The organism is Pedobacter sp. AC212 (assembly GCF_979258625.1).
Genome location: NZ_OZ409870.1, coordinates 593825 through 619948, shown reverse-complemented (window position 1 = coordinate 619948; position 26124 = coordinate 593825). Strand labels below are relative to the sequence as shown.

Genomic DNA, 26124 nt, shown 5'->3' with positions numbered 1-26124 from the left:
AATTTCCAATAAGACCCTTTTCTCCATTAGGGTCATTTCGGCTACAAAATTTTTACATAAAAAACAATCTACATTACGGTTTCCCGTAAATCAAAACTTTTTTAATTCTGTAGTTTTGGCACTACATTATTATTGATAACTGCAATAACGCAGTATTTATCAAATCTATCGTCCTCCCGTTAACACATCCCAGGTTTATGATTAAAAGACAGATAGATGAAAAATTTTCTAACCCCCATAATCTTCACTTTCATAATCGGAAGTGCCAGTGCGCAAAAAAGTAAAATGCAAACCTTTCAATTAATGGAGCCTAATTTTAACAACAAAGTTATTGTTGGAACCATTTCTGAAATTTATAATACCCAAAGATTTGGTAAAAAATTATGGTGGGTAAAAATCGGAAATGATACCCTAATTCATGTTTGGGAAAAGCATTTTGATGCGGCAACCATGAAAGTTGGTGTAAAAAGACCATTCAATTCTATTAAACGCTTAGATAGCAATTGGTGGATGAAAGAAAAATCAGAAGTTAAATTCCGGGAAGCTGTTGACCAAAATGTCTTATCAGTTCAATAGTTAAATTCAGCTAATTTCTTTCTTACATTTTTTTGCTCCTTTACGGTTTCCCGTAATAATTGGTTGTGCTACACTTGTATTTTTGTAAACAAACCAAGAGATATTTTCAAAAGATAATACAATTAACACTCAATAACTCTCACAACATGCAGATTGCTTCGACATTCAGGGACGGAATGCGGGCAATCTTGCATTTTAAAATGTCTTGAATCCATCCCCCCAATGAAATCCCTATCTCTCATCCTTTTCCTTCTTACCAACATTGCTTGCATCGAAACCAAATCGGCGTACCTTTGCGATAGCGAGGGCGGTAAAAAATACCACTTCAAAAAAACTTGTCGTGGTTTAAGCAATTGCCAGCATAAAATCATTGAAACTACTTTAGACAAAGCAAAAAGCCAGGGCAAAACACAGTGTGGATGGGAAAAATAACTTTACTGATTTTATTGCTTTGGGTTAAGCCATTTGTTTCCGCTGAAGAAATAGATCCTGACCTCAAAAAAGCAACTTTCAGCGCCAAAGTCATCAGGATTATGGATGGCGACACCATGGAAGTTTTATATCAGAACACACCCATAAAAATTCGCCTGGCGCATATCGATTGTCCTGAGAAACGCGGCTCGCAGCCCTTTGGAAATAATGCCAAAACGGCCTTATCAAATTTATGCTTCGGGCAGCAGGTTAAGGTATATGGCGAAAAATACGACCGCTATAAAAGGTTAATCGCTGTGGTGGCAAATCAAAATAAACAGATTGTCAATCAGGAAATGATTAAACAGGGCATGGCCTGGCATTTTAAAAAGTATTCGTCAGACCCGCTCTACGCTCAACTGGAAATCAGCGCAAGGAAACGCAAAATAGGTTTATGGAGCGATGCACATCCTGTTGCGCCATGGGAATGGCGGAAGCCAAAAAACAGGCCATCGGTTAAAAGCATGTAGCCGAAAAATGCCTCGCAGGAGCATTAAATAATGCAATCAATCCACCCTCAGAAAAACTTTCGTAACCTTTCGTTGTTCCTTTTACAAATAAAGCATATCACGATGATTACACCAAAACCACTGCTCTCAGAAAACGTTAAAGATTTTATGGACTATGCCCTTGAGGTTATCAAATCTATGGATGGCGCACCAGAACACACCGCTGCAGATCGGCTGGTTGTAAATGAAAATATTACAAAGCTCAAAGAATATTTAGAGGCTGTTTCCACATCCTATAACGAAACGATACCGAATAATATGAATACCCCAACCGGTGACATACAGGCAAATTTTAGTGGCACAGGACATAGCTAAACGCTACTTTGCTGTTTTCCAACAAAAAAGCATCTCCCACTTGAGGAGATGCTCTTTAGTAAATAGCTGTTTTTTTAGCTTAACGTTTCAATTCAACTTCTGCTAAAACAGGAAAGTGATCAGAAGGAAACTTGCCGAAATAAGTATCCGTTAAAATTCCCCATCTGCTGGCGGTAAATTGTTTGCTCATAAAAATATGGTCGATAACACCATTACCCCGAGGCGTTCTAAACCCGTTAGCTGAAGCGTTATTTGCGTAAGGATATTTTACTGCACCGTAAACATCGCTAATGGCACCCGATTTGGCCAATGTTTGATACCACTCACTTTCTCTGCCGCCATTGAAATCGCCGGTTAGTAAAACGGGCGAGTTACCCGCAATTTCCTTAATTTTTTGGAGCATTAACTTGCTGCTTTCTCTGCGAGCAACCATAGCCTGATGGTCGTAATGTACATTAAAAGCATAAAACTGTTGTTTGTTTTTTAGGTCTTCCAGCAATACCCACGAGCAGATTCTGTTGCAACAAGTTGCATCCCAACCTTTACCTGGTTTATCCGGTGTTTGGGACAGCCAAAAGTCGCCGCTCTTTACCAGTTTAAATCTGTCTTTCTTGAAATAGATAGCTGAATGTTCCCCTCCATCTTTTCCATCATCGCGACCCTTACCGTAACGATCGTATTCTGGCAAGGCCGAAGAAATATCTGCCAACTGATTTTTAAGTGCTTCTTGCACCCCCAATACATCAAACTGATGAAAACGGATGAGATTTGCCACTATTGGAGCCCTGTCTTTCCACAAATTCCCACTATCTGCCGGATTATCGTACCTGATGTTGAATGTTCCAACTGTAATTTTTTGCGCCTGAACAGCAACTGATGTCAATAACATCAGTGCTGTTAATATATTTTTTATTTTCATCTCTATCTAGTTGATGTTATTGCCATCCCGGATTTTGCTTCAAATTCGGGTTACGCTGAAGATCGTTTAATGGAATTGGATAATAATAGTTCCGCTCATTCCATTTTCTTGGAATTTCATTCATCCAGGTCAACTCACCTGATGTACCATTTTTCAACTTTTGCGAGTTTGTTGCATTGCCGATGGTGTTCGAAACATCAACATAAGTTACACCTGCTGCACCTGGATTTGGCCTGGCGCCCTGATAAAATGCAACATCCAAAATACCATCTTCATTCAAATCCATGGGTGTATTTAACGAAGGAACGTAAAACCCGTTCCACTCTTGTTCCATTAGGGAACCGCGTTTCCATCTCAAAATATCAGGGAAACGCAAGCCTTCTAAGCTTAATTCGATACCACGCTCTCTTCTTACTTCCAAAATTGTCGCATCGGTAATGCCAGGAAAATAATTCGCTATTAAATAAGGATCGGCCAATATTGGTTTAGTAGATAATCCGGCAGTTATTCCTGCTCTGGCACGAAGCGCACCTACGGTTAAAGCCCAATCTGCATCAGTTAAAGTACCCAATTCGGCTTTTGCTTCAGCATAATTCAGCAAAACTTCAGCATAACGAAATAAAGCAATGGCGTTTGTATTAAGTGCCCCGGCATCAAAGTAGGTATCGTCTAAAGTCCATTTTATAGGTTGATAACCTGTAAAGGTGTAAGAGAAAACCGGTGGGGCAGGCACTGGCTGACCGCTGGTAATTCTTTTGTAATCGCCTAACCTAATGGTTTGTTTTAATCTTAAATCGCGGTTTTTTACTTCATCTTTAAAAACCATGGTCCGATAAGCCGGATCATTGGTAAATGGTGTACCATCTAATTTAAGGTAAGTGTTGATGAATGTACGGGTGAAACTTGCTTTTGCGCCGTAGGTACCACTCGTCCACCACCAGTTGGCCTCATTTAAAACGCCTAAATTAATATCGGCAACCGAGGCCTGTAATACCTCATTCGTTACAGGGGTGTTGCTGGTAAATACCTGGCGATAAGATAACCCCGGGCCACCGTTATTGTTAATGGAATATCCTCCGTTTTTGATTATTTCATTTGCTGCCGAAGCCGCCTCTTCCAACCATTTATTTGCAGTTGAAACCAGATTTAGTTCTGTGTGGTACTTTCTAAAAGTTCCTTCAAATAAACACAATCTCGATTTATAAGCATGGGCTACCCATTTGGTAACCGTGGTACGACTTGGATCGTTAGTCGCTTGAATGTTTGCGCAGGCAAAATTAATATCAGCCAATACTGAATCCATCACTAGTTCCCTTTTATCGCGACCAGCATTTAATGCCGGATCATCAATGTTTAAGGGTTTACCAATCCATGGCACATCGCCGAAACGCTTCACTTTTTCCATATAAAAGTAAGCCCTGAAATAACGGGCGATACCTAAATAATTATTGCGCACCGAAGCTGGCACCGCCGGATTATTACAATTGGCAATAAAATAATTGATGTTTCGCAAATCGCCCCAGCTCCATCCAGAGCTATTATTTGCTCCAAAACCGCCTTCTCTAATAAAATCCTGAACCGATCTCACTGCTAAATAATCAGACATTGCATCCTGACTGGTAGAGTTTTTCGGTAAAAAATCCATGTTATAAAATGAATTTGTATATAATTTCAGTCCGTTTTCAGTGCCAAAAACGGCATCTTTTGTGGCTGTTGATTCAGGTTTCTGATCTAACTTTTTACAAGCTGCCAAACTCAGGCAAGCCAATAAAGCCCATATATATTGTTTTTTCATCGTTGATTTTTCTATTTTATTGATTCTAAAATCCAATGTTTAAACCGAATGAAATACTTTTCATCAGTGGATAATTGTAACCATCGCCATTGGTGGGATTATTATTGATATCCTGATCTGCTGGTACAGCATTTTCTACATCAATTGTGTTTTTCACCACTTTGTACATCGGCGAATAGGTAAATAAGTTCTCACCAGAGAAAAACACCTTTGCCGTACGGGCGCCAATACGGTTAACCCATTTGGTTGGCAAGTTATAACCCACCTGAATATTTTTCATTCTTAAATAAGCAACATTTTGCAGGTAACGCGTTTGTGCCACACCTAAGGTACGGTTGGTATTGCTTGATGCCGCTCTAGACATTGTTCTTGGGAAATAGGCGTTTGTGTTTTCCGGTGTCCACATATTGCCTAAATGAAACGTTGGAATGTTATTGTACGGCCTGTTGTATTGCCCCCAAAACATTTCTGTTTCCGTACTAGGGTACCATTGTTGTTTACCAATTCCCTGAAAGAAAACAGAGAAAAAGATATTGTTCCAATCTGCACCCAAATTAATTCCATACATATATCTTGGAGCAGAATTACCAATGATTCTTCTATCTCCTGATTTGCCTACTTTATTCTCGCCAACATTAATTAAACCGTCGCCGTTTAAATCTCTCAATTTAATGTCTCCAGGAAACCAACGCCCTGTTGGAGAGGCACGCATCTGCGGATCTTGCTTGGCATGCGAAGCGATATCTGCCTCATCAATAAAGAAACCTTCCGTTTCATATCCCCAAATCTCTCCTAAAGTTTGCCCTTCATAATAATCATTCAACAATTTATCTGGATTGTTGTACTTATCAATTTTGGTTTTATTATCCGCCAGGGTAAGCCTTACATTATATTTGAAAGGTTTATTTTCATTGCCAAACCTGTCATTCCAGCTTACTGATACTTCCCAGCCACGTGTAGTTAAGTTAGCATAGTTTCCTTTAGGCACATCGGCACCAAAAACAGCTGGCGGAGTAAGGCCTGTGGTGAACATGTCGGTTGTTTTTCGGATGTAAGCATCTCCATTAAAAGTTAAGCGGCCCGAAAGCATGGTTAAATCTAAACCGAAATTGCTGGTTGTCGAGGTTTCCCAGGTTAAACCTTCAGGTAAAACAGCCGGATTACGGGTAGTTTGTGGTCTCGAGCCATTCAAAATCTGGCCGGATTGCGAAATGTTAAATTGCTCCTGAAAAGCATAAGATGCAATGTTACCGTTACCTAAAGATCCGTAAGAAGCTCTTAATTTTAAATCAGAGATGAATTTATCCGAAACTTTCCAAAACGGCTCTTTGTTAATTCTCCAACCCGCAGAAACGGAAGGGAAAAATCCGTAGCGCTGGTCGGCAGGAAACTTTGATGAACCATCATAGCGGGCATTTACTTCCACTAAATAACGATCTTTGAAGGAATAGTTCAACCTGGAGAAGCCACCTAAAATAGCCCATTGCTCGTAACCACCACCGGTAGTAACAGATTGGCCAAGTGCTAAGTTAAGATCGGTAGCATCTTCGAAAATAATTCCGTTACGTTGAACCGCAACCCTGTTATAGGTAGATTGTTCGTAGTTGTAACCCGCCATGGCTTTCAAATAATGGTCGCTGCCGAAACGATTTTCGTACTCTGCATAAATATTTGTAGCCAGATAGTTGGTTTCACGCAAATCGAACAACAAATCGTTAGTAGTGGTACCCACAAATGAAGTAACGCCACGAGTGCTGCTGTAAGGCACCTGAACCCTTCTTTGTTCTTTGTCGTTATTTGTATTTCTAAAAGTAAAATCGGCGTTAACCCTAAATTTATTATCAAAGAAATTACTTCTTAAACCGGTTATATTTCTGAAAACTTCACGCTTGGTATCGATTCCGTTTTTACCGTAGAAAAAATCACCTACAGTATAAGCAGAAGCGAAGGTTAAAGTGCCATCCGGATTGAACAAGGGCATGGTTGGCTTACCTTCATCGGCAATATTTCTCCAGATCCCACCGCCTTCACCCACGTTGATGGGGTTATGGTAATTCATGATGGAGTAATCGGCATTGTTTTCGATGCTTAACCAAGGGAAAACCTGTACCGATCCTCGGGCACGGATATTTTTCATATCGTAATCATCGCTGTTGTAGCGGAACAAACCATCCTGACTTAAGAAACGACCGGACACTAAAAACGAAGCTTTATCACTACCGCCACTCACGGAAAGATTATTTTCGAAAGCAGCTGTATTTTTCTTGTAAAGTTCAGCATAGTAATCCGTGCTACCGTAATAAGTGTATTCGCCCGTAATTGGGTTTACTTCAACCTGATTATAAGGCTGACCGGATTCTACACGTCTTTTAAACTCATCAAGATAGGCTTGTGAAAATTTCTGTGTTTTATTTGCATTTTGTGGAAAAGCACCATCGCCATTCACAAAGGCTTCTGCAAACATCTTTGCCCAGGTGTAACCGTCAGTAACAAAATCGGGTACCTGCAACGGACTTTTAATGGCGTAATTGGTAGAGTAACTTACATTCGTACGCCCCTTTTCGGCTTTCTTTGTGGTGATGAGCACTACGCCAAAAACCCCTCTGGCGCCATAAATAGCTGCCGATGCCGCATCTTTTAATATCGATACACTTTCAATGTCGTTCGGGTTTAACAAACTTGGGTCGCCCTCAAAACCATCAATAAGGATTAATGCGCTACCACCCTGGCCGATGGAAGTTGTACCCCGGATATTATAACTAGGAGACTGCGTTGGCTTACCGTCCATCATCTTTAAATTAAGATTGGGCAGTAAACCCTGAAGGCCTTGCGTAAGGTTGGAGATGGGTCTGTTTTCTAAACTTTTTGAAGTAATCTGATCAACAGCACCAGTAGCATTTTCTCTTTTCTGCGTTCCGTAACCCACTACCAGAACCTCGTTTAAAGATCCTGTTTCGCCTTTCAGCGTCACATTTAGCGGCGTTGTTTCACCAGCTTTTACGGCAATTTTTGTTAAGGTTGCGGTAGTATAAGAAATAAAGCTTACGGCAACACTGTAATTTCCTGCCGGAACACTCACGCTATAACTTCCGTCGTTATTGGCTTGAACTACCTTGTTTAATTCTTTAATTACGATACTGGCACCAGGAAGCGGCTCGCCTTTTTCATCAACAATTTTTCCGCTGATGGTACCTGGATTTTGTTTCGTGTTGGATAAGGAAACGCCGGATATTTTTTCAATGGCCCGGGATGGCGCTGTAATGGCACTCGTTAGCAGACATGCCAACGTAGCATATACCGCAATCTTCTGCGTCAACAGTAAAGGTTTTCTCATTGTTTGGTTTTTTGGCAATAAATGAATTCGTTAGCCACAAGGGGCTTTGATTATGCCGCAAAACTACCTGCCCGATATGAAGGCTATGTTAAATTACCTTAACCTCTTTAATTTTATAAATTGAAGAATGGGCGGACGATGAAAGTCCATTACTGATAAAATATAGCCAAATTCTGGTTTTTGGTCTCCATGCAAATCCCGATCTTTCGGATCATCAATAGCTTGTTGAAATATTATTTTCAAAAAAAATTAAAAAAGTGTAACACTTTTAAATAAGTTGCGACTACCCTATAGAACATACCTAATTAACACATTAAAAAGCTCCGAACTTGCCGTCTGCAGATCACATAACGGATAAAGAATTGATTGGCCTTTGCCTTAACGGGCATGAGGGCGGCTATACGGGATTGTATAACCGTTATGCCAGAAAGGTTTATAATTCGATTAGCAGAATTGTGAGTCACACAGGGGAAGCCGAAGATATTTTACAAGATACTTTTTGTGCGGTGTTTAGTGAAGTGGCAAAGTTAGATGGCGTATTGAACATTGAGGCTTGGGTGAGAAGAGCAGCAATAAACCGCTCTATTTCACACATCAGAAAAAGGAAAATTTTGTTTTCTGATATGGAAGAAATGGATTTAGAAAATGTAGCTGATGTAGAAGAAGATTTTGAGGTGTTGGATTGTAAGGTAGAAGATTTGAAGAAGAGTATTGAATCGCTTCCTGCTGGTTACAAAACCATCGTTAACCTGCATGTTTTTGAAAAACTGAACCATGAGGAAATTGCAGTGATGTTAGATTTAACAGCAACGAATGTAAGAACGCAATACCACAGGGCAAAGAAGAAGATTTTACTATCATTAAAAGATAAAGTTTATTATGAATGATCAATTGAAAGATTTTGTGGAGCGGAACAGGGAGGAATTCGATCATCTCGAAGCACCTGTTTTTGATATGCAACGCTTTAAACAGCAAGTTGCACCACAGGCTGCACCGAAGGCCAAAACGGTATCACTTTACAATAACAAAAAGTGGTGGCTTGCAGCATCCGTATTAATTGCCATTGCAGCAACCTGGTTTATTTTTGATCAGCAGCAGACAAAAAGCCCGGTTTACACGGCGGTAAAACCAAAAGTGATTCAGCCTCAACCAACAACCAGAAAGGCAGAATCAATACCCGCACCAACCGAAACGGCACCAGTGGAAGTGCAAAAAACAGTGACCTATCAGCCTCAAACAAAACATTTAAAAACAAAAACAACAACGGAGCAGACCACAAATAGCGATTATCAGGCATTAACAGATAGCAGCTCGGCAAGTGTAAGGCTGCTCGCCATTTTGGAAATAGAGAAATCAGAAAACATCAACAACCACGTGTTGAACATGCTTTCTAAAACGCTTAATCACGATGGAAATACCAATGTTCGCCTGGCAGCTTTGAGTGTGCTTCAAAAGTACAGTGCCGACCGCTATACCGCCTCGCTTTTGGTTAACGCTTTAAATAACCAGGACGATCCGATTGTGCAGCTTGGGCTGATTAGCTTTTTGGGTAAAATGAAAGGACTCAAGATCGATAATCAACTTAAATCGATTGCGAATAACCCGGAAACCTTTGCCGCGGTAAGAGATGAAGCTTATAACGTATTACTAAACCAAGACAAATTATAACATTTAAAAAAATAAAATCATGAAAAAACAATTTATCGTTCTTTTTTCTCTGCTTACGCTGGCGATAACCGCCTCTGCACAGAAAGAATACAAAATAAGCAAAACAAGTGGTCAGCTGAATTTACATGTTGCCGGTGCAATAGTAGAAGGGTATAGCGGAAACGAAATCATCTTTTCTTTGCCAGCCGGCGAAACGGAGAAAGTAGATGAGCGGGCAAAAGGACTTCGTGTAATCAGTGGCTCTGGTTTTGTAGATAACAGCGGTTTAGGTCTCGATATTTCAGAAAAGGGAACTGAAGTGAATGTGAATGTTGTGAACAAGAAAATTGATGGTGTTTTAACAATTAAAGTACCACAAAACATCAAGGTAACTTTTGCCAATCAGAGCAGCATTTACCAGGAAGATATCATTCTGAAAAACTTAAAGAATGAGCTCGAAATATCAACGAGTTACAATAAAATTAAACTGGAAAATAATACTGGACCGATGAATATTAAATCATTGTACGGAAGCATTGATGCCAGTTTTGTTGAGCCCATTAAAGGTCCGGTTTCTATCGTTTCTGTTTATGGCCATGTAGATGTATCGCTCCCTGTAAGTGTAAAGGCAAATGTAGATCTATCTACCAGCTATGGAAAATTATATGCTGCCGACGGACTTAAAATTGTTCTGGAGAAAAATGTTGCAGAAGAAAAGCCAAAAGATGAGGATTTAATTACCACGATTAAATCGGCAACGAATGAAGCTCTTCTTATTTCCGGCCTAACAAGCGGTAGCGGAACAATTATTTCCAATAATAAAAACATCAGGGTTGCAAACGGAATAGCTGTTTATGGTGGAAGAAGTTCTGAAGATATTAAAGGAAAAATAAATGGTGGTGGTGCCAATTTTATCCTTAAATCCAACTATGATAACGTTTATCTCCGCGTAAAATAATTCAATCTCAAATTTCCAATGGGCTTAGTGCCTGTTGGAACCTAAACCTTCACCTTATGAGAACATTTTTTTGCTGGCTTTTAATGGCCACGGTATCTTGTATTGCTTTTGCTCAGGAAACAATCAGTAAATCTTATCCAATCACTACCGGACAAACAGTAAAATTCGATTTCGATTTCCCAGAAATCATCAAAATAAGTAATTGGGATAAAAAAGAAATTGCTGTTGTGGCTACGGTTAAAGTTGATGGTGTTGCCGCTGAAGACGTTTTTAGCTTGATTGAAACTGAAACCAAAGATCAAATCTCCATTAAAAATAAACTCGAAATGGCCAAAATTCCACAACGTTTTTATGCTGTTACAAATGGTGTGAAAAGTATTTTCAATACCAAAGAAGAAATGAACGCTTTTTTGAGGGAAAAGGGCAGTACGGTGACAGCGAATTATCAAAGTCGAAATATCGAGATTAGTATTGAGATCAAGCTTCCGGCTAATACGAAAACTAACTTAAGCTCTACATATGGGATTGTAGAACTGGTTGATTTTGAAGGCCCGATAAAAATTGATGCAACTTATGGTGGTATCGATGCCAAGCTTCAGGAGAAAGCTATTGGCTCATTAAAAATGACTAACCGTTTTGGCAAAATTTATACTGACTTTAATTTCAAGCCGGAAGAAATTAAAGAGCAGCGTTTTTTTACTTCCATTAATGCGAATCCAGGCAAAGGTGCCAGCTACGATTTCAGCTCTTCTTATGGCCATATCTATTTAAGGAAGCCTTAATAATTGCTTCCAAAAACAACCGATTTGCATCAAAAAGAAAAATAATTTTCTTTTTGATGCAACCTTTGTTAACATTCAACGTCTTCTATCTAATTAACACTTAAAATCTAAATCATTTTCGATTCCCTTTTTATTTTACGAAATCCTCATCCTTCATGCATTACTTTAAACGCTTTCACCTCTTATTTACCATTTTACTGACCACAATTGTACTTCACACCTCCGCTCAGGAAAAGGGTGGTATTGTACAAGGAAAAGTGATCGATTCTGTTTCAAAAAAAGCACTCGAATTTATTACACTGGCCATCAAAAAAGATGGACAGGCTATTAAAACAACCGTTACAGCAGAAAACGGCACATTTAAATTTGATAAAATAGTTGCCGGCAAATACAGTTTAACAGCCATTGCTGTTGGCTATAATGCAAAGATTTTATCGTTCGAAATTAATGCCGAGAAACCTGATTTCAATGCGGGTCAGATTACTTTGGCTTCGCAGGTAAATAACCTGAATGAGGTTTCGGTGAGTGTAACCCGCCCGGTAATTAAGCAGGAAATTGATAGAATCAGTTATGATATTCAGGCCGACCCCGAAAGCAAAGTGTTGACCGCCCTGGATATGATGCGCAAGGTGCCATTGCTTTCTTTGGATGCTGATGATAACATCAAACTGAAAGGAAGTGGAAATTATAAAATCCTGATCAACGGAAAACCATCGAGCATGGTAGCGAGAAGTCCTAAAGATGTTTTGCGAGCCATGCCAGCCTCTTCCATTCAGAAAATTGAAGTCATCACCACGCCTCCGGCAAAATACGACAGCGAGGGTTTATCCGGGATCATCAACATCATCACCAATAAAAAAATTGATAACGGTTATAACGGCAGTTTAAATTTAAGACATCAGTTTCCGGCTGGCGGTCCCGGCATTGGCGGGTTTTTCACCGTAAAACAAGGGAAATTTGGCGTAACTGCTTACGGTGGAACTGGATTTTATAGCACGCCAACCACTCAAAATATCAATTCACGAACGACTTCAGGCGCCAACCCCTCTGAACTTTTAAACATCGGAAACCGAAAATTCAATAATAATTACCGCTACGGTGGTGCAGAATTGAGTTTTGAAATAGATACCTTAAACTTAATTACTGCAGAAATCAATCCCTATGGCGGCTACAACAAATCGGCAAATAATCAATCTTTTAGTCTAACCTCTCCGGCACAGGTTACCGCCTATGATTTAATTAGCAACAACCGTTTCGATTGGGGCGGCATTGATTTAAGTTTAAATTACCAGCTCGGTTTTAAAAGCAACAAAGAACGTTTGCTTACCTTTTCTTATAAATACAGCAACGGAACTAATCCGCAAAGAAACGAGTTGAATTTCATCAACCGCCAGAACTTTAACGATCCCAATTATATTCAGGAAAATGAAAGCCGCTCGAAGGAGCAGACTATACAGCTCGATTATGTTCATCCCGTAAAAAAACTGAATATTGAAGCTGGTTTGAAAGGGATCCTCAGAGATAACAACAGTAATTTTGAATTCAAAAGGCAGGTTAGTGGTGGCGATTATCAGATTGATCCGGCCCGGACAAACATTTTTAACAACAACCAGGATGTGATCGGCGCCTACAACTCTTACGCTTATAACTTAACCAACTGGGGTTTCAAAGCTGGGGTAAGGATAGAAGAAACATTTGTAAAAGCCGATTTCATCAGCAATGCCTCAAATGTAAATACCGATTATTTTAACATTATCCCTTCGTTTTCAGTTAACCGCAAGTTTAAAAATCAAAGCAGTTTAAACTTTGGTTTCACGCAAAGAATTGAACGCCCGGGAATAGATAATTTAAATCCATTCGTCGATCGTTCGGTGCCAAACTTCGAATACAGCGGAAATCCGGATCTTAAAGCCGTTTTGAGCAATAATTTTGATCTTACCTACAGTCGCTTCAAAAAAGGTTCTATCAACGCTGGGGTGGGCTATAACTTTGCCAACAACACCATTCAGAACATTTCAATTTACAACGATGCAGATAAAATTACCCGCAGTACCTTTGCAAACGTAGGGCGTAATAAAAACCTGACAGCCAATATCAACATCAATTATCCGCTTACCAAAAAGTGGAATCTTACGGTAAGTGGTAACGCTGGTTACGCCTGGCTGGAAGGCACAATTAATGGCTTAGCGACCAAAAATGAAGGTTTATCGGGCAGTATCTACCTCAATACAGGCTACAAATTTGAAAAAGATTGGCGGGCAAATGCAAGTTTTAACTACAGCTCTGCCGATGTTTTATTGCAGGGCAGATCCGGGCAATATTATTACATGTCGTTCAGCGGAAGCAAAGAGCTGGTGAAAGATAAGCTGACCATTTCGGCAGGTGTTAACAATCCGTTTATGAAATACCGCTACTATGAAACCTTAACAGAGGGGCCAAATTTTTCGCAGCGATACCGCGGACAAAATTATAATCGCTCTTTCAATGTAAGTTTAAACTGGAAATTTGGCAAACTCAAAGACGCCATTAAAAAAAATCAGCGGAGCATCAGTAACGATGATGTGAAATCAGGGGGAAGCAAATCAGGGAGCTAATATTCAATACCAAAGCCTGTTTCCATAGCAAACAGGCTTTGGCTAAGCATTAACATTCGCCATTGCGTTCGTCGATCTTTTTAAGGATGTAAGACAGGATCTTGGCAAAAATAACATAAGCCACAAAAACGAAGAAGCCCAGTTGCAAAGCCGAATTATTGGAAGTAACCGTTTTCAAGGTTTCATTCTCTATATTCAAACCAGAAAGCTGGCTTTTTAAAATGCCATTCAGGCCGATATAAGTCATCGCAATACCAACCACCATTACATCAGCCATATCCCATTTGCCCAAATCGAAGGCTAAAAACCGCAAAGCCTTTTTACTTCCGAAGAGGTGGGCACAGGCTACATGTAAACCTCTGGCTATAATCCTTAATAAAGGCAAAATCACTACAAAAAGCAATAACAGTACGCCCACCAATACCGAATCGAGTTTAGGCTGCTCGATCAAAGTACCTATAATGCCGAGAATACTTTTGCTCTGGAAAAATAACACCTGATTGGTGAAGGCAATTTTATCACCCAGCAAAGCGAATTCGAGGGTTTTAATTCGGGCATCCACTTCAATAATTGGCGAGATAATCCCTACGGTAAGCAATACCAGGGCAAACAATAACGACATGACAAATAACGGGGCATGCAACTGAACCTGTTTGCGTAAAAATAACCACATTAAAAATGCAATGGAAATGCAGCCAAGCATAATCGAGCCAAAGGTCATGGTCATCTTTTTAATGTAAGCCAATTTGGTCTCAATAATTTTATCAAATGCAGTAGCATTCGCTGCATGGTATTTCTTGTAAATGTTACGTTCTACGGTAGTAATGGTGGTATCGCTATGGTCGTAGGTTTGCGCCTCCAACTCATCTACCTTACTGGTTGCAATGCCTTTAATTTTCTTTAAACTCCCCGGACTTGTAATTTTCACTACAATGGTTTTGGCAAACGAAGGTACCTGGGCATGCAGTTCATCCTGATCAACAAATGTGTTAAAAGCCAGCTTTTTGAGCTTGCCGCCAAGTCCCTTCTGTGGTTTGGTAATTTCGGCAACAGCCTGATTAATGAGCCCATGAAGTTCTTTTTCTACCTGTTTCCGCATTTCCAGTTTTTGCTCACCCGTGAGTTTGAAACCCTTCACCCTACGGTCGGCAACGGCAGAAATTTTATCGCCCCAGCGGTCTACAGAAAAAATACCAAAGGTGATGTTGTTAGATAAACTATAATCTTCTTTAATGCTTTTTTGCTCAACAGCAAGCTGATAAAAACGAAAACCCGCATAGGCTGCGCCAAGCAACAGGATACTTAATACAACAATGAGTACAAACGGAGCTGCCTTGCTCTTTCTGCCTGGAGTATCGGGAGTGGAAGAATTTGTCGCCATCATAATTAAAACCGGTTAATGCGCATCGTGTGGAGTAATAAATTTAAGTATGGTGGATAAAATCAATCCATAAAGCACAAAACTGATGAATATGATATAACCCGGTTGCAAAGCCGTGTTGTTTGTCGTGAGGATGGTGAGCGAATCATTTTTAATATTTAGTGCCTGGAGCTGCCCTTCTAACAATCCGTTCAAACCGATGTAAGCCATCAAAATCGCAATGACAATAACATCAGCCATGCTCCATTTTCCCGATTGGAAGGCGAAATATTTCACAACTCCATTCTCCGCCAATTTTTTATTGCCGAGCAAATGAATGCCAGTGGAAGTAAGTTTAACTACCGGAAACAAAATGCTAAAAGCGAGAATCAGCACCCCTACCAGGATAGAATCAATCCCTTCCTGACCAAGCAAAACCTTCACCACATCCATAATACTCTTACTCTGGAAAAACAACACCTGATCTTCAAATACAATATGTTCGCCAAGCAACACAAAATCTATAGAGCGAATACGGGCATCCACTTCAATCATAGAGGCAGTTAGGCCAACGGCAAGCAACATAAATGCAAAAAGGAGCGACATCACAAAAAGGGTAACGTGTAAATCGCGGCGCTTCCTTAAACCCCACCAAAAAGCCAAAACCACGGCTACGCAAGCCAGCATTCCATAAGAATATTGATAGGTTTGCGTACGTATTTTAGATAGCGAAGCCCTTAATTTGCTGTTCAACTCATCGGTGTTGTTTACTTTGTAACCTGCAAACAACCTTTTCAGTTCGGCTTGTTTGGCTACAAAAACACTGTCTTTCATTTCTTCGGTGGCCAGCTCATTAAATTCGCCAATAGCCATTTTACTCAACTCTTTCTTATTCTTTGGATCATCAACCTCGGCAATAATTTTTCTGGCGAAAGTGGGTACCTGTGCCCTTATGCTGTCAGAATTAACAAAGTTCTTGATGGCAAATTTTTGAATTTTACCGCTAATGGTTTTTTTAGGTTTATTAACCAGCGCCTCCGCCTTATCAATTAAAGCAAGTATTACCTTTTCTACTTCCTGTTGCAAAACGCGTTTTTGCTTTTTGGTCATTTTCAGGTTTCGTACCTGATGATGCACAATTCTGGATACATTATCTTTCCATTTTTGCACAGAAAATAATCCGTAGGTGATGTTGTTGATATTGGAATAATCTTCCTTAATATGCTCCTGCTGATCAGAAAGCTGATGCAACCTAAAACCGAAATAGCCCTCTACTCCAAGCAATACTGCCAGAGAAAGGATAAGCATCAGTTTAGGAAAGAAAGACTTTTTCTTCTCCATAGGGTTATGTTGTGTTTGCAAGATGATTGGTTTTGTATTGCCCCTACTCAAATTAACGTAATCGTTTTTAATTGAAACTGATCAGCTAAACGGGTTTACGATTTGGTTAGGTATCGGCAAATAAAACAGCGGTGTGCTTAAAAGGTTTTGATCCTGAAAAATAATGAATGCGGGCACTCCAAAGCCTGGCGCAATTTTTTTGCACCTAAATTTCTAATCAATATCTTTGCCGCCACATTAAAATAGGATACGTTAAGGAATGAATACCGAAAAAGAAGACATGGTATCTAACTGGATACAGGAAAACGGAAACCCGGCAATTGAAAAATTAACCAGCATCAACCAGAACACGGCCAGAAAGGTAAGCGAGGTTTTAATAGAGAAAGGAATAGATGCAGAAACTTTTGCCCAACTGGTAGATACGCAGCTGGCAGAAGTAAGCAAATGGCTGGCTGGCCATCATAATTTCAGCGAAAAAATGCTAAGTGAAATTACCGCAAAGATCGAAGCCAACTAAATTTCTGTTAGTTGAATTCTTGCCTAAAAGCAAGTGGAGAAAAATTGGTTTTCTTTTTAAATAAGGTGCTAAACGATTGCGCATGCTCAAAACCTAAATCGTAAGCAATTTCACTCACCGATAAATTTGTGGTGGAAAGTTTCTCTTTGGCTTTCTCAATTAACTTTTCATGAATGTGTTGTTGTGTATTTTGCCCGGTATGCACCCGCAACAAATCGCTTAAATAATTGGGCGAAAGGTTCATTTGCCCCGCCACATATTGTACCGTTAATAAACCATTGTTCTGGTTTTTCACAAAATAATCTTCCAGTAACCTTTCAAATTTGGATAGCAATTCATGGCTGTTATTTTTCCTGGTAATAAACTGCCGCTCGTAAAAGCGGTTTGAATAATTAAGAAGCAGCTCTATTTGTGAAAGAATAATTTCCTGGGTGTGTTTATCGATATGCACACATTCTTTATTTATTTTGTTTAAAATCGCAATTAGGTTATCCTCTTCTTCTGCTGATAAATGAAGTGCCTCATTTACCGCGTAGGAAAAAAAGCCGTATTGGTGAATAGTGTTTGCCAGGCTATGGCGAAGTAAAAAATCAGGGTGGAAGATGAGCAAATAACCCGAACCACATTCCATTTGATTCAAATCGAGATACTGAACCTGGTTTGGAGCAGTAAAACTGAGCACGCCTTTATCGTAATCATAATGCTGTTGCCCATACCTTATTTTGCCGGTAGCACCTCTTTTCAACGCCACGCAATAGAAACGATTGATAAAACCTTTCCAGATTTCATCCTCCAAAAAAATCGCCTGATCCAGATTAATGACGCTAACTAAAGGGTGTAATGGTTCCGGAAGCGATAATAACCGGTGAAATTGTGAAATCGAATTTATGGCATTCATGGATGTAATTTACAAATAAAAGGGAAAGAATTACGGCTGCATCACGGTGCAGCCGTGAAATTAATCGAGCAAGCCCATACTAAATTCGTCGTAGGCTTTGCCGGTATCCGTACCAAGAGGCACTATACTTTCTAATGTAGCTACATCAGCAGGTGTTAATTCTATCCTCGCCGCAGCCATATTTTGTTCCAAATACTTTCTTCTTTTAGTACCGGGAATAGGAACAATTCCTTTATTAATAATCCAGGCAATGGCCAATTGAGAAGCACTAACATTTTTATCTTTAGCTAAGGCTTCAATGGCTTCTACCAATTCGATATTTTTATGGAAGTGAGCTTCCTGAAAGCGTGGAATTGCCCTTCGGAAATCGTTTTCTGGTAAATCGCTCATTTTTTTAATATCGCCCGATAAAAAGCCACGACCAAGTGGTGAATATGCTACGAAACTGATTCCCAATTCTGTTAACGTTTGAAGTATGCCCCGCTCTTCTACTGTTCGCTCAAATAAAGAATATTCACTTTGAACAGCAGAAATCGGATGCACAGCATGTGCTCTTTTTACCGTTTCGGAAGATACCTCTGATAAACCGATATAACCTATCTTGCCTTCTTTAACCAGTTCACTCATGGCACCAACAGTTTCTTCAATTGGTGTGTTTTTATCCAACCGATGCATGTAATATAGATCGATATAATCAGTTTTTAGGTTTTTAAGTGATCGTTCTACCGCCATTTTCACATATTCCTTTTTCCCGTTAATAGCCCACGTTACTTTATTCTCTTCATTAATTTCCCAGCCGAATTTAGTGGCTATGATGTACTTATTCCGATCTGCTCCCATTGCTTTTGCAATAAGCTGTTCATTCTTCAAAGGACCGTACAAATCTGCAGTATCTAGAAAATTGCCACCCATTTCAAGCGATTTGTGAATGGTAGCAATCGCTTCAGTTTCATCTGCCGCTCCGTACATATTGGCATCTTCAAAACCCGTCATCCCCATACAGCCCAAACCAATTTGAGGTACAACTAAACCTTGATTGCCTAATTTAATCTTTTTAATTTCCATTTTCTGATGTTTTTGAATAACCAAAATTAGGCTTACGTTCTGGTATCAATGTTTGCAAAACCCCGAAAAATGTATGCAAAACAAAGGAGATTTTCGATTCATCACCGACAACAAAAATTCATCAAAAAAATTGATATTATCAGAATCTATTTAAAGATATAAAAGTATAGTTTTCATCTATTAATTTTTCACCACTAATCTAAGTCAAAAAAATAAGGTCATAAAAAAACAGCTACCCATTTCCAGACAGCTGCTTACCTATAAATAATTAGCGCTTATTTTGCTAAAACCATTGCATTTTGTGCGGCGTTCATAATCGCTTCTGAAGTGTATGAAGCAGATTGTTTGCTGGCAAATTTATCAATGTTAACGTTTTTGTTATTACTGGCAACCATCGTGCTTTGATCAGCTGTACCATTTAATTTTAGTACTGCGTCTTCTTTAACAACGGTGTATAAACTTCCGGCAGTGGCTTTGATTTTTACCGTGGCACTTTGATTTAAAAATAACTGGAGGTTTTTAACATCAAGGTTATTGGTGCTTAGCACTACCGATTGTCCGTAGGCTTCGATTCTTTCCAAATCTTTAACGGTAATGTTTAACGTCACCTGACTGTTTTCTAAAGAGTTGATAAAAAGTGTTCTGCCATCACTCATTACCGACGTTTTAGTTGCATCGTAACCGTCACCGCCTAAAATGCTCGTGCTGCTTCCCTGTGTTAAGTTAATTTTCACATTTCCACTTACCCAAATTCTTTTGAATGTAGGAACTGCGTTTACTTTTGTTTCTTTTTTGATTGGCGCTATAGCGAAGCTGCTCATTGCTGATGAAGTAAATACTACTGCTGTTAATGCTACTGCGAATAATGTTTTTGTTAAATTTTTCATGACTTTATATTTTAAGTTTCTTAATGTTTTCTGATAATAAGACGCCATCACCCCCAAAACGTTGCAGGGAAAAATGGTGTATTATACCAGCTTAAGTAACGATCAGACCAACGCCTGTAATTTGTCGACGAAAAGGAGTTGGTATAGCGATTAAAATTTCCAATGATGAGCATGTCACTCGCAACTCGTTGTCTAGACCGCAGTGGAGAAATCTTTTAAGCTGAATCTCGTCCGTTGTCATCCTGAGCTTGTCGAAGGATCTCTTTTCAATCATTCCTTTCGCCTCATCGGCGGCGGCCTCTTTCTTTTGTCTTGATACAAAAGAAACAAAACATCAAGGCTTGCATCTGATGTCGGCTATCCTCGTCGAAACTTCCATCGCGGCAACGCAAGTATTCCGACGAAGGGTCGGAACAGAACGCGTTGCCTTGTAGGTAGTATTTAACGTTAGTGCACAAGTTTCAACAGGCTTTCCTTCCGTCATATGCTAGGCCGGATAGCATGATGGCTATAGCATTTTGCAAAAACATCAATCCGTCATCTCCACCAACCAATCCGTTATCTAGACCGCAGTGGAGAGATCTTTTAAGCTGAATCTCGTCCGTTGTCATCCTGAGCCTAGTCGAAGGATCTCTTTCAATCATTCCTTTCGCCTCATCGGCGGCGGCCTCTTTCTTTTGTCTTGATACAAAAGAAACAAAACATCAAGGCTTGCATCTGATGTCGGCTATCCTTGTCGAAACTTCCATCGCGGCAACGCAAGTATTCCGACGAAGGGTCGGAACAGAACGCGTTGCCTTGTAGGTAGTATTTAACGTTAGTGCACAAGTTTCAACAGGCTTTCCTTCCATCATATGCTAGGCCGGATAGCATGATGGCTATAGCATTTTGCAAAAACATCAATCCGTCGTCTTCATCAACCAGTCCGTCATCTCGACCGCAGCGGAGAGATCTTTTAAGCTGAATCTCGTCCGTTGTCATCCTGAGCTTGTCGAAGGATCTCTTTTTCTCCTATACGGCATCAAACCATTTTTAAACCATATAGGTATATAGTACATATAGCCTTTCTCCATTCATCATCCGCAATGCCGGAAAACCCTACAGGAAAACCCTACAGGAAAACCGCCACATGAATCTTTCTGCTCATCATCATCCCACTCCAACCAATCCGTCATCTCGACCGTAGCGGAGAGATCTTTTAAGCTCAATCTCGTCCGTTGCCATCCTGAGCTTGTCGAAGAACCTCTTTTTCTCCTTGATTCAAACCAGTTTTAAACCATATAGGTATATAGTACATATAGCCTTTCTCCATTCATCATCCGCAATGCAGGAAGCCACCACAGGAAAAACCACCACATGAACCTTTCTGCTCATCGTCATCCCCCTCCACCAGTCCGTCATCCTCGCGTAGGCGGGGATCTTAAAGCAAATTAAATTTCCCCCTCTCCACAGTAAAAACCCAACAGCTAACTTCAAGAAAAAAGAATCATAAATTTTTCACTACTTTCGATTGTTCATCCAACTAAAAACGACGATTCTCCTATATGATCAGGTATTTCACTTTCAGCTTATCTATTGCCTTTATCTCCTGGATTGTTGGCATGATCATCACCGCACTGCTTTCCAAAACCAATTTTTATCAGCAACGACTTTCCAGCCTTAACTTCCTTAGCAACGAGAAGCTCAATACGGCACTCGGAATGCAACCTTTTAAATGGATTATCCTGCATAGCTTTTTTAAATATTTTAATCCAAAGCTATCCTTTAGTAAGAAAATAAAGGCGAGCGAATTAGGAACGTACAGATTGGAAATGATGAAGGCAGAACTTAATCACCTATTTGCTTTTTTGTTTATGGTGCCTTTCATCATATTCAGGCTGTATCAGGGGCTGTATTGGTTTGCCCTAGTGATGCTGATCGTCAACCTGATCATGAACCTCTACCCAACGTTATTACAACAGCAAAACAAAAGGCGAATCGACCGTTATCTTCAGATATTGAAACAGCGATCTGCTTCATTTGGTTAAACTCTTTCAGGTTAAATTAACCATATAGGCATATAGAACATATAGGTTTTTCTTTCTCTTAGGCTCAACCTATTCTAATTCCAAAATAGCTTACGTCATTGCAAGGCTAAGTTAGAGCGAGCCGAAGCAATCTCCTCTTTTACGTTGCATTTCCATTCAGCAAGTCTTTCCAATCAACCTCATCCAACAAATCCCATTCAAGAAATCCGTCATCCTCAGCTTGACTGGGGATCTTAAAGCACATAAAGAAACTCCTCTGGTGCAATTAACCATATAGGCATATAGAACATATAGGTTTTTCTCTCCAAAGTCTAACCTATTTCATAATTGCCAAAACCCACAACGTTAGCCATAACCCTGGAGCCGTCATTGCCTGCCTGCGGTAGGCGGGTGAAGGAAGTGCCTTCCGCTGACTGCGACTATCTGCTCGTTTATGCAAAAATTCCTTCAACAAATCCGTCATCCTCAGCTTGACTGGGGAATCCTAAAGCACAAGGACTAAACTAGAATTTTGTCTTCTATATTTTGATTCAGAAAAACGCAACCGCCTGCAATTCGACGTTGCTTTGCCACCTAATAAGGCCAACGCAGAACATCTCCGTTAACCTTCAATCCGGCCTGATTCCAAAGGAATCCCTTTGGGACAAATTCTTGGGGATGCACAGTCAAGGCCTAAGCAGAAACTTGAATACAAGAATTTTAAGCCGGTGTTTTTTGTTGCTTTTTGACATCAAAAAGCAAAAAGCCTGTCCGGCCAGGACAATAAAGTCTATCCTGATATCCTTTATACACTTGAAAGCCTAAACACACTCACCAAATCCGTCATCCTCAGCTTGACTGGGGACCTTAAAGCGCATAAAGAAACTCCTCTGGGTTAATTAACCATGTAGGCATATAGAACATATATGTTTTCTTTAAACTAATCTAAAGGAAATCTATCCTCGACCGTAGCGGAGAGATCTTTTAAGCTAGGTATCAATCTCACAACTTGTCATCCTGAGCTTGTCGAAGGATCTCTTTCGCCTCATCAGCAGCGGCCTCTTTCTTTTGTCTTGATACAAAAGAAACAAAACCGAGCCCTTCAGCGAGCTCATTAATACCTTTAAAACAATATAAACTATTAATAACATCAAGGCTTCCCGATGAATCGGGACACGTGCATCTGCTGTCGGGTAAATTCGTCAAAGCGTTTATGGCGGCATCACAAGCTGCGATGAAAAATCGCAGAATACGCGATGCCTTGATTTGTGGTTTTTGAACGTTGCTGCATAAGCTTTAACGTTTTCCCTCTTCCATCATCTCCTATGCCGGGAAGCAGGGTTATTATAGCAATGAGGAGATGACATTCTTTTACGAGCCTTTCTCTTTAAGGAGAAAGGTGCCGATAGGCGGATAGAGGTTTTTCCCCGCCCATCAGCTCCTATGCCGGAAAGCAGAGCGGCCATAGCGAGCGCCAACTTTTTAGGGCATAGTCATCTCGACCGTAGCGGAGAGATCTTTTAAGCTAGGTATCAATCTCGCAACTTGTCATCCTGAGCGTAGCAATAAATTCCGAGCTACGGTTGATTTTTTAACACCGCTCTATGTTCTTCTCCCCAACTTTCCAGGGCTTTGATCACCGGTTTTAGCGCATAACCTATTGGAGTGAGTTCATATTCTACACGGGGCGGAACCTCGGCATAAATTGTTCTGCTGATGATCTTATGCTCCTCCAGCTTTCGAAGTTGTAAGGTTAACATCCGTTCAGTAATGTTGGGTAATTTCTTCCGAAGTTCGCCGAACCTCATTTTTCCACTCAACAACCAGGAGCAAATCACTAAAGTCCACTGGCCGCCGATGATATTCGAGGCGTATGCTTCCGGACATTCATCCGCCAGGGCGATTTTATTGGCAAAGTTGGTTGATGTTTCTTTGATCTCACTCATTACTTACATTTTATATAGTACCTAACAATTGGCAGGCAATATACAAAACACCTGGTTAGGCAATAACTTTGTAGCATCATAAAAAATGAAAGAAATGAAAACATTAGTCATCGTCACTCATCCCAATATTGCAGAATCCGTCATCAACAAAAGATGGATTGAGGAACTGTCTAAATTCCCTGAAAGTTATACCATTCACCAATTGCATCAAGCTTATCCAGATGGAAAAATAGATGTCTTGGCAGAGCAACGCCTGATTGAACAGTATGATCAGATTGTATTTCAGTTCCCCTATTATTGGTTTAATTGCCCGGCGCTGTTAAAGAAATGGCTTGATGAGGTGCTCACCCATGGCTGGGCCTATGGGAGCAAAAGTGGATACCGAATGAAAGGAAAAAAGATTGCTTTGGCGATATCATTAGGCGTAGAAGAAAGTGAGTTAAGTTCTTCTGGCATCTATAAATATCCACTAAGCGAATTGATTAGACCCTTTGAACTCAGTTTTGAGTATGTAAAAGCTAATTATCAGCCACCGTTTGCTTTTTATGGAATGGAACATCAGGTTGATGAAAGCCATATCGATAAAGGCGTATCGTTATACCTGGAATACCTAAAGCATTTATCGGCTGGTCAAACCCTTTAATGTTATTGATCGACAGGCGTAGACGTAACTCGAGGATCATTCAATGACCTTAAGTTAAATCCACTGAAACGCAAAGAACTCACCAATAACGATTGATGAGTTCTTTCAATTAGCAAATCACCAAAGGCTGATCTCGTTGCTAACCAGTATTATTTTTACTGACTAGTATTTGAATGGTTGTGTGCCGCAATGGATTGACCTAAACTGCTTACCAGGTTTTCATCCAGGTGATCCATCGTACGCCACTTTGTACCTTCATGACCCGGTTCAGCATAGATTACGCCAATTTTGTTTTCACCTTGAAAAATGCGGTAAGTACCGTTCTCCTGTGGCGAAATGGTGTAAATTCCCTGCCCTGCGGTTACCGTAAAATCTGAATGTTCTGATACAGCAGCGGGCTTCACCTCGTCGTGCTCCACCTTATTTTCCTCCGCATGCTCTACCAACTGATGAATGGTGTGTCGTTCTTCTTCGCGGTTTTCAATGGCCGCATCAGAAATTACTCCAGATGGCGAAGTTTCCTGCCTTCTCGAGATCACATTACCACGATCGAAATGATGATGCGCATAAAAATCTGCAGGATCAAGCTCATGAATTTCTTCTTCTATGCGTAATGCCGCCGGACTTCCAATGGCTGATCTGATTTGCATTTCGGTGTCTCTCGTCACCTCGCCTATGATGTAGCGGGGCATGGCATTGTACTGATCTTCATGCAAAACCGGGATCACCACCTCCTTTTTATCCTCGCCTAGGTTGGCAAACCCGATCGGGATCAGGATAGCCTTATCTTCTATTGCAGTATGTTGATCATTAAGGTCAACAATGATATAACGAACCGCATTTTGCTCGGGATCGAATAGTAAATCCCGCACTTTTCCCACTGGTGTTTGGCTTTCATCAACCACAGGCCAGCCGGTGATATCTGCCTGTCCATCTGTAATCACGTAATCCTCATGGGCTAATTCTCTGAGGTTTAAATAAGTTATATTTCCTGAATTCATGTCTAATATTTAAGAGGATAAAAAATCTCATCCATCTTTTAAACATTACCTCAGGTAAATGGTTTTGGTTTATTCAACCGATTTGTAGGTACTAGAAATTTCGTCTTCTGTCGGTAAACCATTCAACCAATCCCTCATCCTTAACTCGACTGGGGATCTTTAAGCAAAAGGACTAAACTAGAATTTTGTCTTCTATATTTTTGATTCAGAAAAACGCAACCGCCTGCAATTCGACTTTGCTTTGCCACCTAATAAGGCCAACGCAGAACATCTCCGTTAACCTTCAATCCGGCCTGACAAATTCTTGGGGATGCACCGTCAAGGCCTAAGCAGAAACTTGAATACAAGAATTTTAAGCCGGTGTTTTTTGTTGCTTTTTGACATCAAAAAGCAAAAAGCCTGTCCGGCCAGGACAAATAAAGTCTAACCTGATATCCTTTAAACACTTGAAAGCCTAAACACACTCAGCACATCCATCATCCTCAGCTCGACTGGGGATCTTAAAGCACGAGGACAACTTAAATTTCAATTAACCATATAGGCATATAGAACATATAGGT

Annotated in this window: 22 protein-coding genes; 12 read left to right on the top strand and 10 right to left on the bottom strand. The window is 40.2% G+C overall.

Annotation, left to right across the window (positions count from 1 at the left end; all coding sequences use genetic code 11):
• The first annotated feature begins 216 nt into the window (after nt 1-216).
• The 4 genes from ACZZZC_RS02660 (at nt 217) to ACZZZC_RS02645 (ending at nt 1871) form a co-directional block, all read left to right on the top strand.
• Nucleotides 217-576 carry a hypothetical protein gene (locus ACZZZC_RS02660; RefSeq protein WP_463486544.1) on the top strand — a complete coding sequence of 120 codons (360 nt, stop codon included), beginning with the start codon at nt 217-219 and terminating at the stop codon, nt 574-576.
• Between the two features lie 222 nt (nt 577-798).
• Nucleotides 799-1008, top strand: a complete 210-nt coding sequence (locus ACZZZC_RS02655) for a hypothetical protein (RefSeq protein WP_463486543.1) — start codon at nt 799-801, stop codon at nt 1006-1008.
• Nucleotides 996-1517, top strand: a complete 522-nt coding sequence (locus tag ACZZZC_RS02650) for a thermonuclease family protein (RefSeq protein WP_463486542.1) — start codon at nt 996-998, stop codon at nt 1515-1517. The genes ACZZZC_RS02655 and ACZZZC_RS02650 overlap by 13 nt, the downstream gene beginning before the upstream one ends.
• Before the next feature lie 102 nt (nt 1518-1619).
• Entirely contained in the window at nt 1620-1871 is a 252-nt protein-coding gene (locus ACZZZC_RS02645) for a hypothetical protein (RefSeq protein ID WP_463486541.1), read from the top strand.
• Nucleotides 1872-1950: 79 nt separating this feature from the next.
• Here ACZZZC_RS02645 and ACZZZC_RS02640 read toward each other — a convergent pair whose 3' ends face one another.
• Genes ACZZZC_RS02640 through ACZZZC_RS02630 form a run of 3 tightly spaced genes read right to left on the bottom strand, consistent with a single transcriptional unit; the run spans nt 1951 to nt 7919 of the window.
• Nucleotides 1951-2790 carry an endonuclease/exonuclease/phosphatase family protein gene (locus ACZZZC_RS02640; RefSeq protein WP_463486540.1) on the bottom strand — a complete coding sequence of 280 codons (840 nt, stop codon included), beginning with the start codon at nt 2788-2790 and terminating at the stop codon, nt 1951-1953.
• Between the two features lie 16 nt (nt 2791-2806).
• Complete coding sequence (locus tag ACZZZC_RS02635; protein WP_463486539.1) at nt 2807-4585, bottom strand: RagB/SusD family nutrient uptake outer membrane protein; 1779 nt, start codon at nt 4583-4585, stop codon at nt 2807-2809.
• 25 nt (nt 4586-4610) lie between these two features.
• Nucleotides 4611-7919: a SusC/RagA family TonB-linked outer membrane protein gene (locus ACZZZC_RS02630; protein ID WP_463486538.1), complete on the bottom strand. Its 3309-nt coding sequence runs from the start codon at nt 7917-7919 to the stop codon at nt 4611-4613.
• A 329-nt stretch (nt 7920-8248) separates the two neighbouring features.
• Here ACZZZC_RS02630 and ACZZZC_RS02625 point away from each other — a divergent pair, with 329 nt between their 5' ends.
• The 5 genes from ACZZZC_RS02625 to ACZZZC_RS02605 all read left to right on the top strand — a co-directional run bounded on the left by ACZZZC_RS02625 (nt 8249) and on the right by ACZZZC_RS02605 (nt 13900).
• Complete coding sequence (locus ACZZZC_RS02625; protein WP_463484707.1) at nt 8249-8806, top strand: RNA polymerase sigma factor; 558 nt, start codon at nt 8249-8251, stop codon at nt 8804-8806.
• Entirely contained in the window at nt 8799-9587 is a 789-nt protein-coding gene (locus ACZZZC_RS02620) for a hypothetical protein (RefSeq protein ID WP_463486537.1), read from the top strand. Before ACZZZC_RS02625 ends, ACZZZC_RS02620 begins: the two co-directional genes overlap by 8 nt.
• 19 nt (nt 9588-9606) lie before the next feature.
• Nucleotides 9607-10524: a DUF4097 family beta strand repeat-containing protein gene (locus ACZZZC_RS02615; RefSeq protein ID WP_463486536.1), complete on the top strand. Its 918-nt coding sequence runs from the start codon at nt 9607-9609 to the stop codon at nt 10522-10524.
• 56 nt (nt 10525-10580) lie between these two features.
• Nucleotides 10581-11306, top strand: coding sequence for a hypothetical protein (locus tag ACZZZC_RS02610; RefSeq protein ID WP_463486535.1), 726 nt, complete (start codon nt 10581-10583; stop codon nt 11304-11306).
• A 155-nt stretch (nt 11307-11461) separates the two neighbouring features.
• Entirely contained in the window at nt 11462-13900 is a 2439-nt protein-coding gene (locus ACZZZC_RS02605) for an outer membrane beta-barrel protein (RefSeq protein ID WP_463486534.1), read from the top strand.
• 49 nt (nt 13901-13949) lie between these two features.
• Here the strand turns inward: ACZZZC_RS02605 and ACZZZC_RS02600 are convergent, their stop codons facing one another.
• Nucleotides 13950-15284: a paraquat-inducible protein A gene (locus ACZZZC_RS02600; protein WP_463486533.1), complete on the bottom strand. Its 1335-nt coding sequence runs from the start codon at nt 15282-15284 to the stop codon at nt 13950-13952.
• A 12-nt stretch (nt 15285-15296) separates the two neighbouring features.
• Nucleotides 15297-16601: a paraquat-inducible protein A gene (locus tag ACZZZC_RS02595; protein WP_463486532.1), complete on the bottom strand. Its 1305-nt coding sequence runs from the start codon at nt 16599-16601 to the stop codon at nt 15297-15299.
• A gap of 259 nt (nt 16602-16860) precedes the next feature.
• On the opposite strand from ACZZZC_RS02595, the gene ACZZZC_RS02590 reads away from it, so the two are divergent.
• A complete protein-coding gene (locus tag ACZZZC_RS02590; RefSeq protein ID WP_463486531.1) occupies nt 16861-17118 on the top strand; it encodes a hypothetical protein in 258 nt (85 codons plus the stop codon).
• A 7-nt stretch (nt 17119-17125) separates the two neighbouring features.
• Here ACZZZC_RS02590 and ACZZZC_RS02585 read toward each other — a convergent pair whose 3' ends face one another.
• The 3 genes from ACZZZC_RS02585 to ACZZZC_RS02575 form a co-directional block, all read right to left on the bottom strand.
• Nucleotides 17126-18016: a helix-turn-helix domain-containing protein gene (locus ACZZZC_RS02585; RefSeq protein WP_463486530.1), complete on the bottom strand. Its 891-nt coding sequence runs from the start codon at nt 18014-18016 to the stop codon at nt 17126-17128.
• 60 nt (nt 18017-18076) lie between these two features.
• Entirely contained in the window at nt 18077-19081 is a 1005-nt protein-coding gene (locus ACZZZC_RS02580; RefSeq protein WP_463486529.1) for an aldo/keto reductase, read from the bottom strand.
• Between the two features lie 275 nt (nt 19082-19356).
• Nucleotides 19357-19968, bottom strand: a complete 612-nt coding sequence (locus ACZZZC_RS02575) for a GIN domain-containing protein (protein WP_463484697.1) — start codon at nt 19966-19968, stop codon at nt 19357-19359.
• 1544 nt (nt 19969-21512) lie between these two features.
• On the opposite strand from ACZZZC_RS02575, the gene ACZZZC_RS02570 reads away from it, so the two are divergent.
• A complete protein-coding gene (locus ACZZZC_RS02570) occupies nt 21513-21995 on the top strand; it encodes a glycosyl-4,4'-diaponeurosporenoate acyltransferase CrtO family protein (RefSeq protein ID WP_463486528.1) in 483 nt (160 codons plus the stop codon).
• Nucleotides 21996-23551: 1556 nt separating this feature from the next.
• Here ACZZZC_RS02570 and ACZZZC_RS02565 read toward each other — a convergent pair.
• Nucleotides 23552-23920 carry a winged helix-turn-helix transcriptional regulator gene (locus ACZZZC_RS02565; RefSeq protein WP_463486527.1) on the bottom strand — a complete coding sequence of 123 codons (369 nt, stop codon included), beginning with the start codon at nt 23918-23920 and terminating at the stop codon, nt 23552-23554.
• Between the two features lie 94 nt (nt 23921-24014).
• Between ACZZZC_RS02565 and ACZZZC_RS02560 the strand changes: the two genes are divergently transcribed.
• The gene (locus ACZZZC_RS02560) at nt 24015-24563 is read left to right on the top strand and encodes an NAD(P)H-dependent oxidoreductase (protein ID WP_463486526.1); all 549 of its coding nucleotides are present in this window, start codon (nt 24015-24017) and stop codon (nt 24561-24563) included.
• A 155-nt stretch (nt 24564-24718) separates the two neighbouring features.
• Here ACZZZC_RS02560 and ACZZZC_RS02555 read toward each other — a convergent pair whose 3' ends face one another.
• A complete protein-coding gene (locus ACZZZC_RS02555) occupies nt 24719-25564 on the bottom strand; it encodes a PRC-barrel domain-containing protein (RefSeq protein WP_463484694.1) in 846 nt (281 codons plus the stop codon).
• Between the last annotated feature and the right edge of the window lie 560 nt (nt 25565-26124).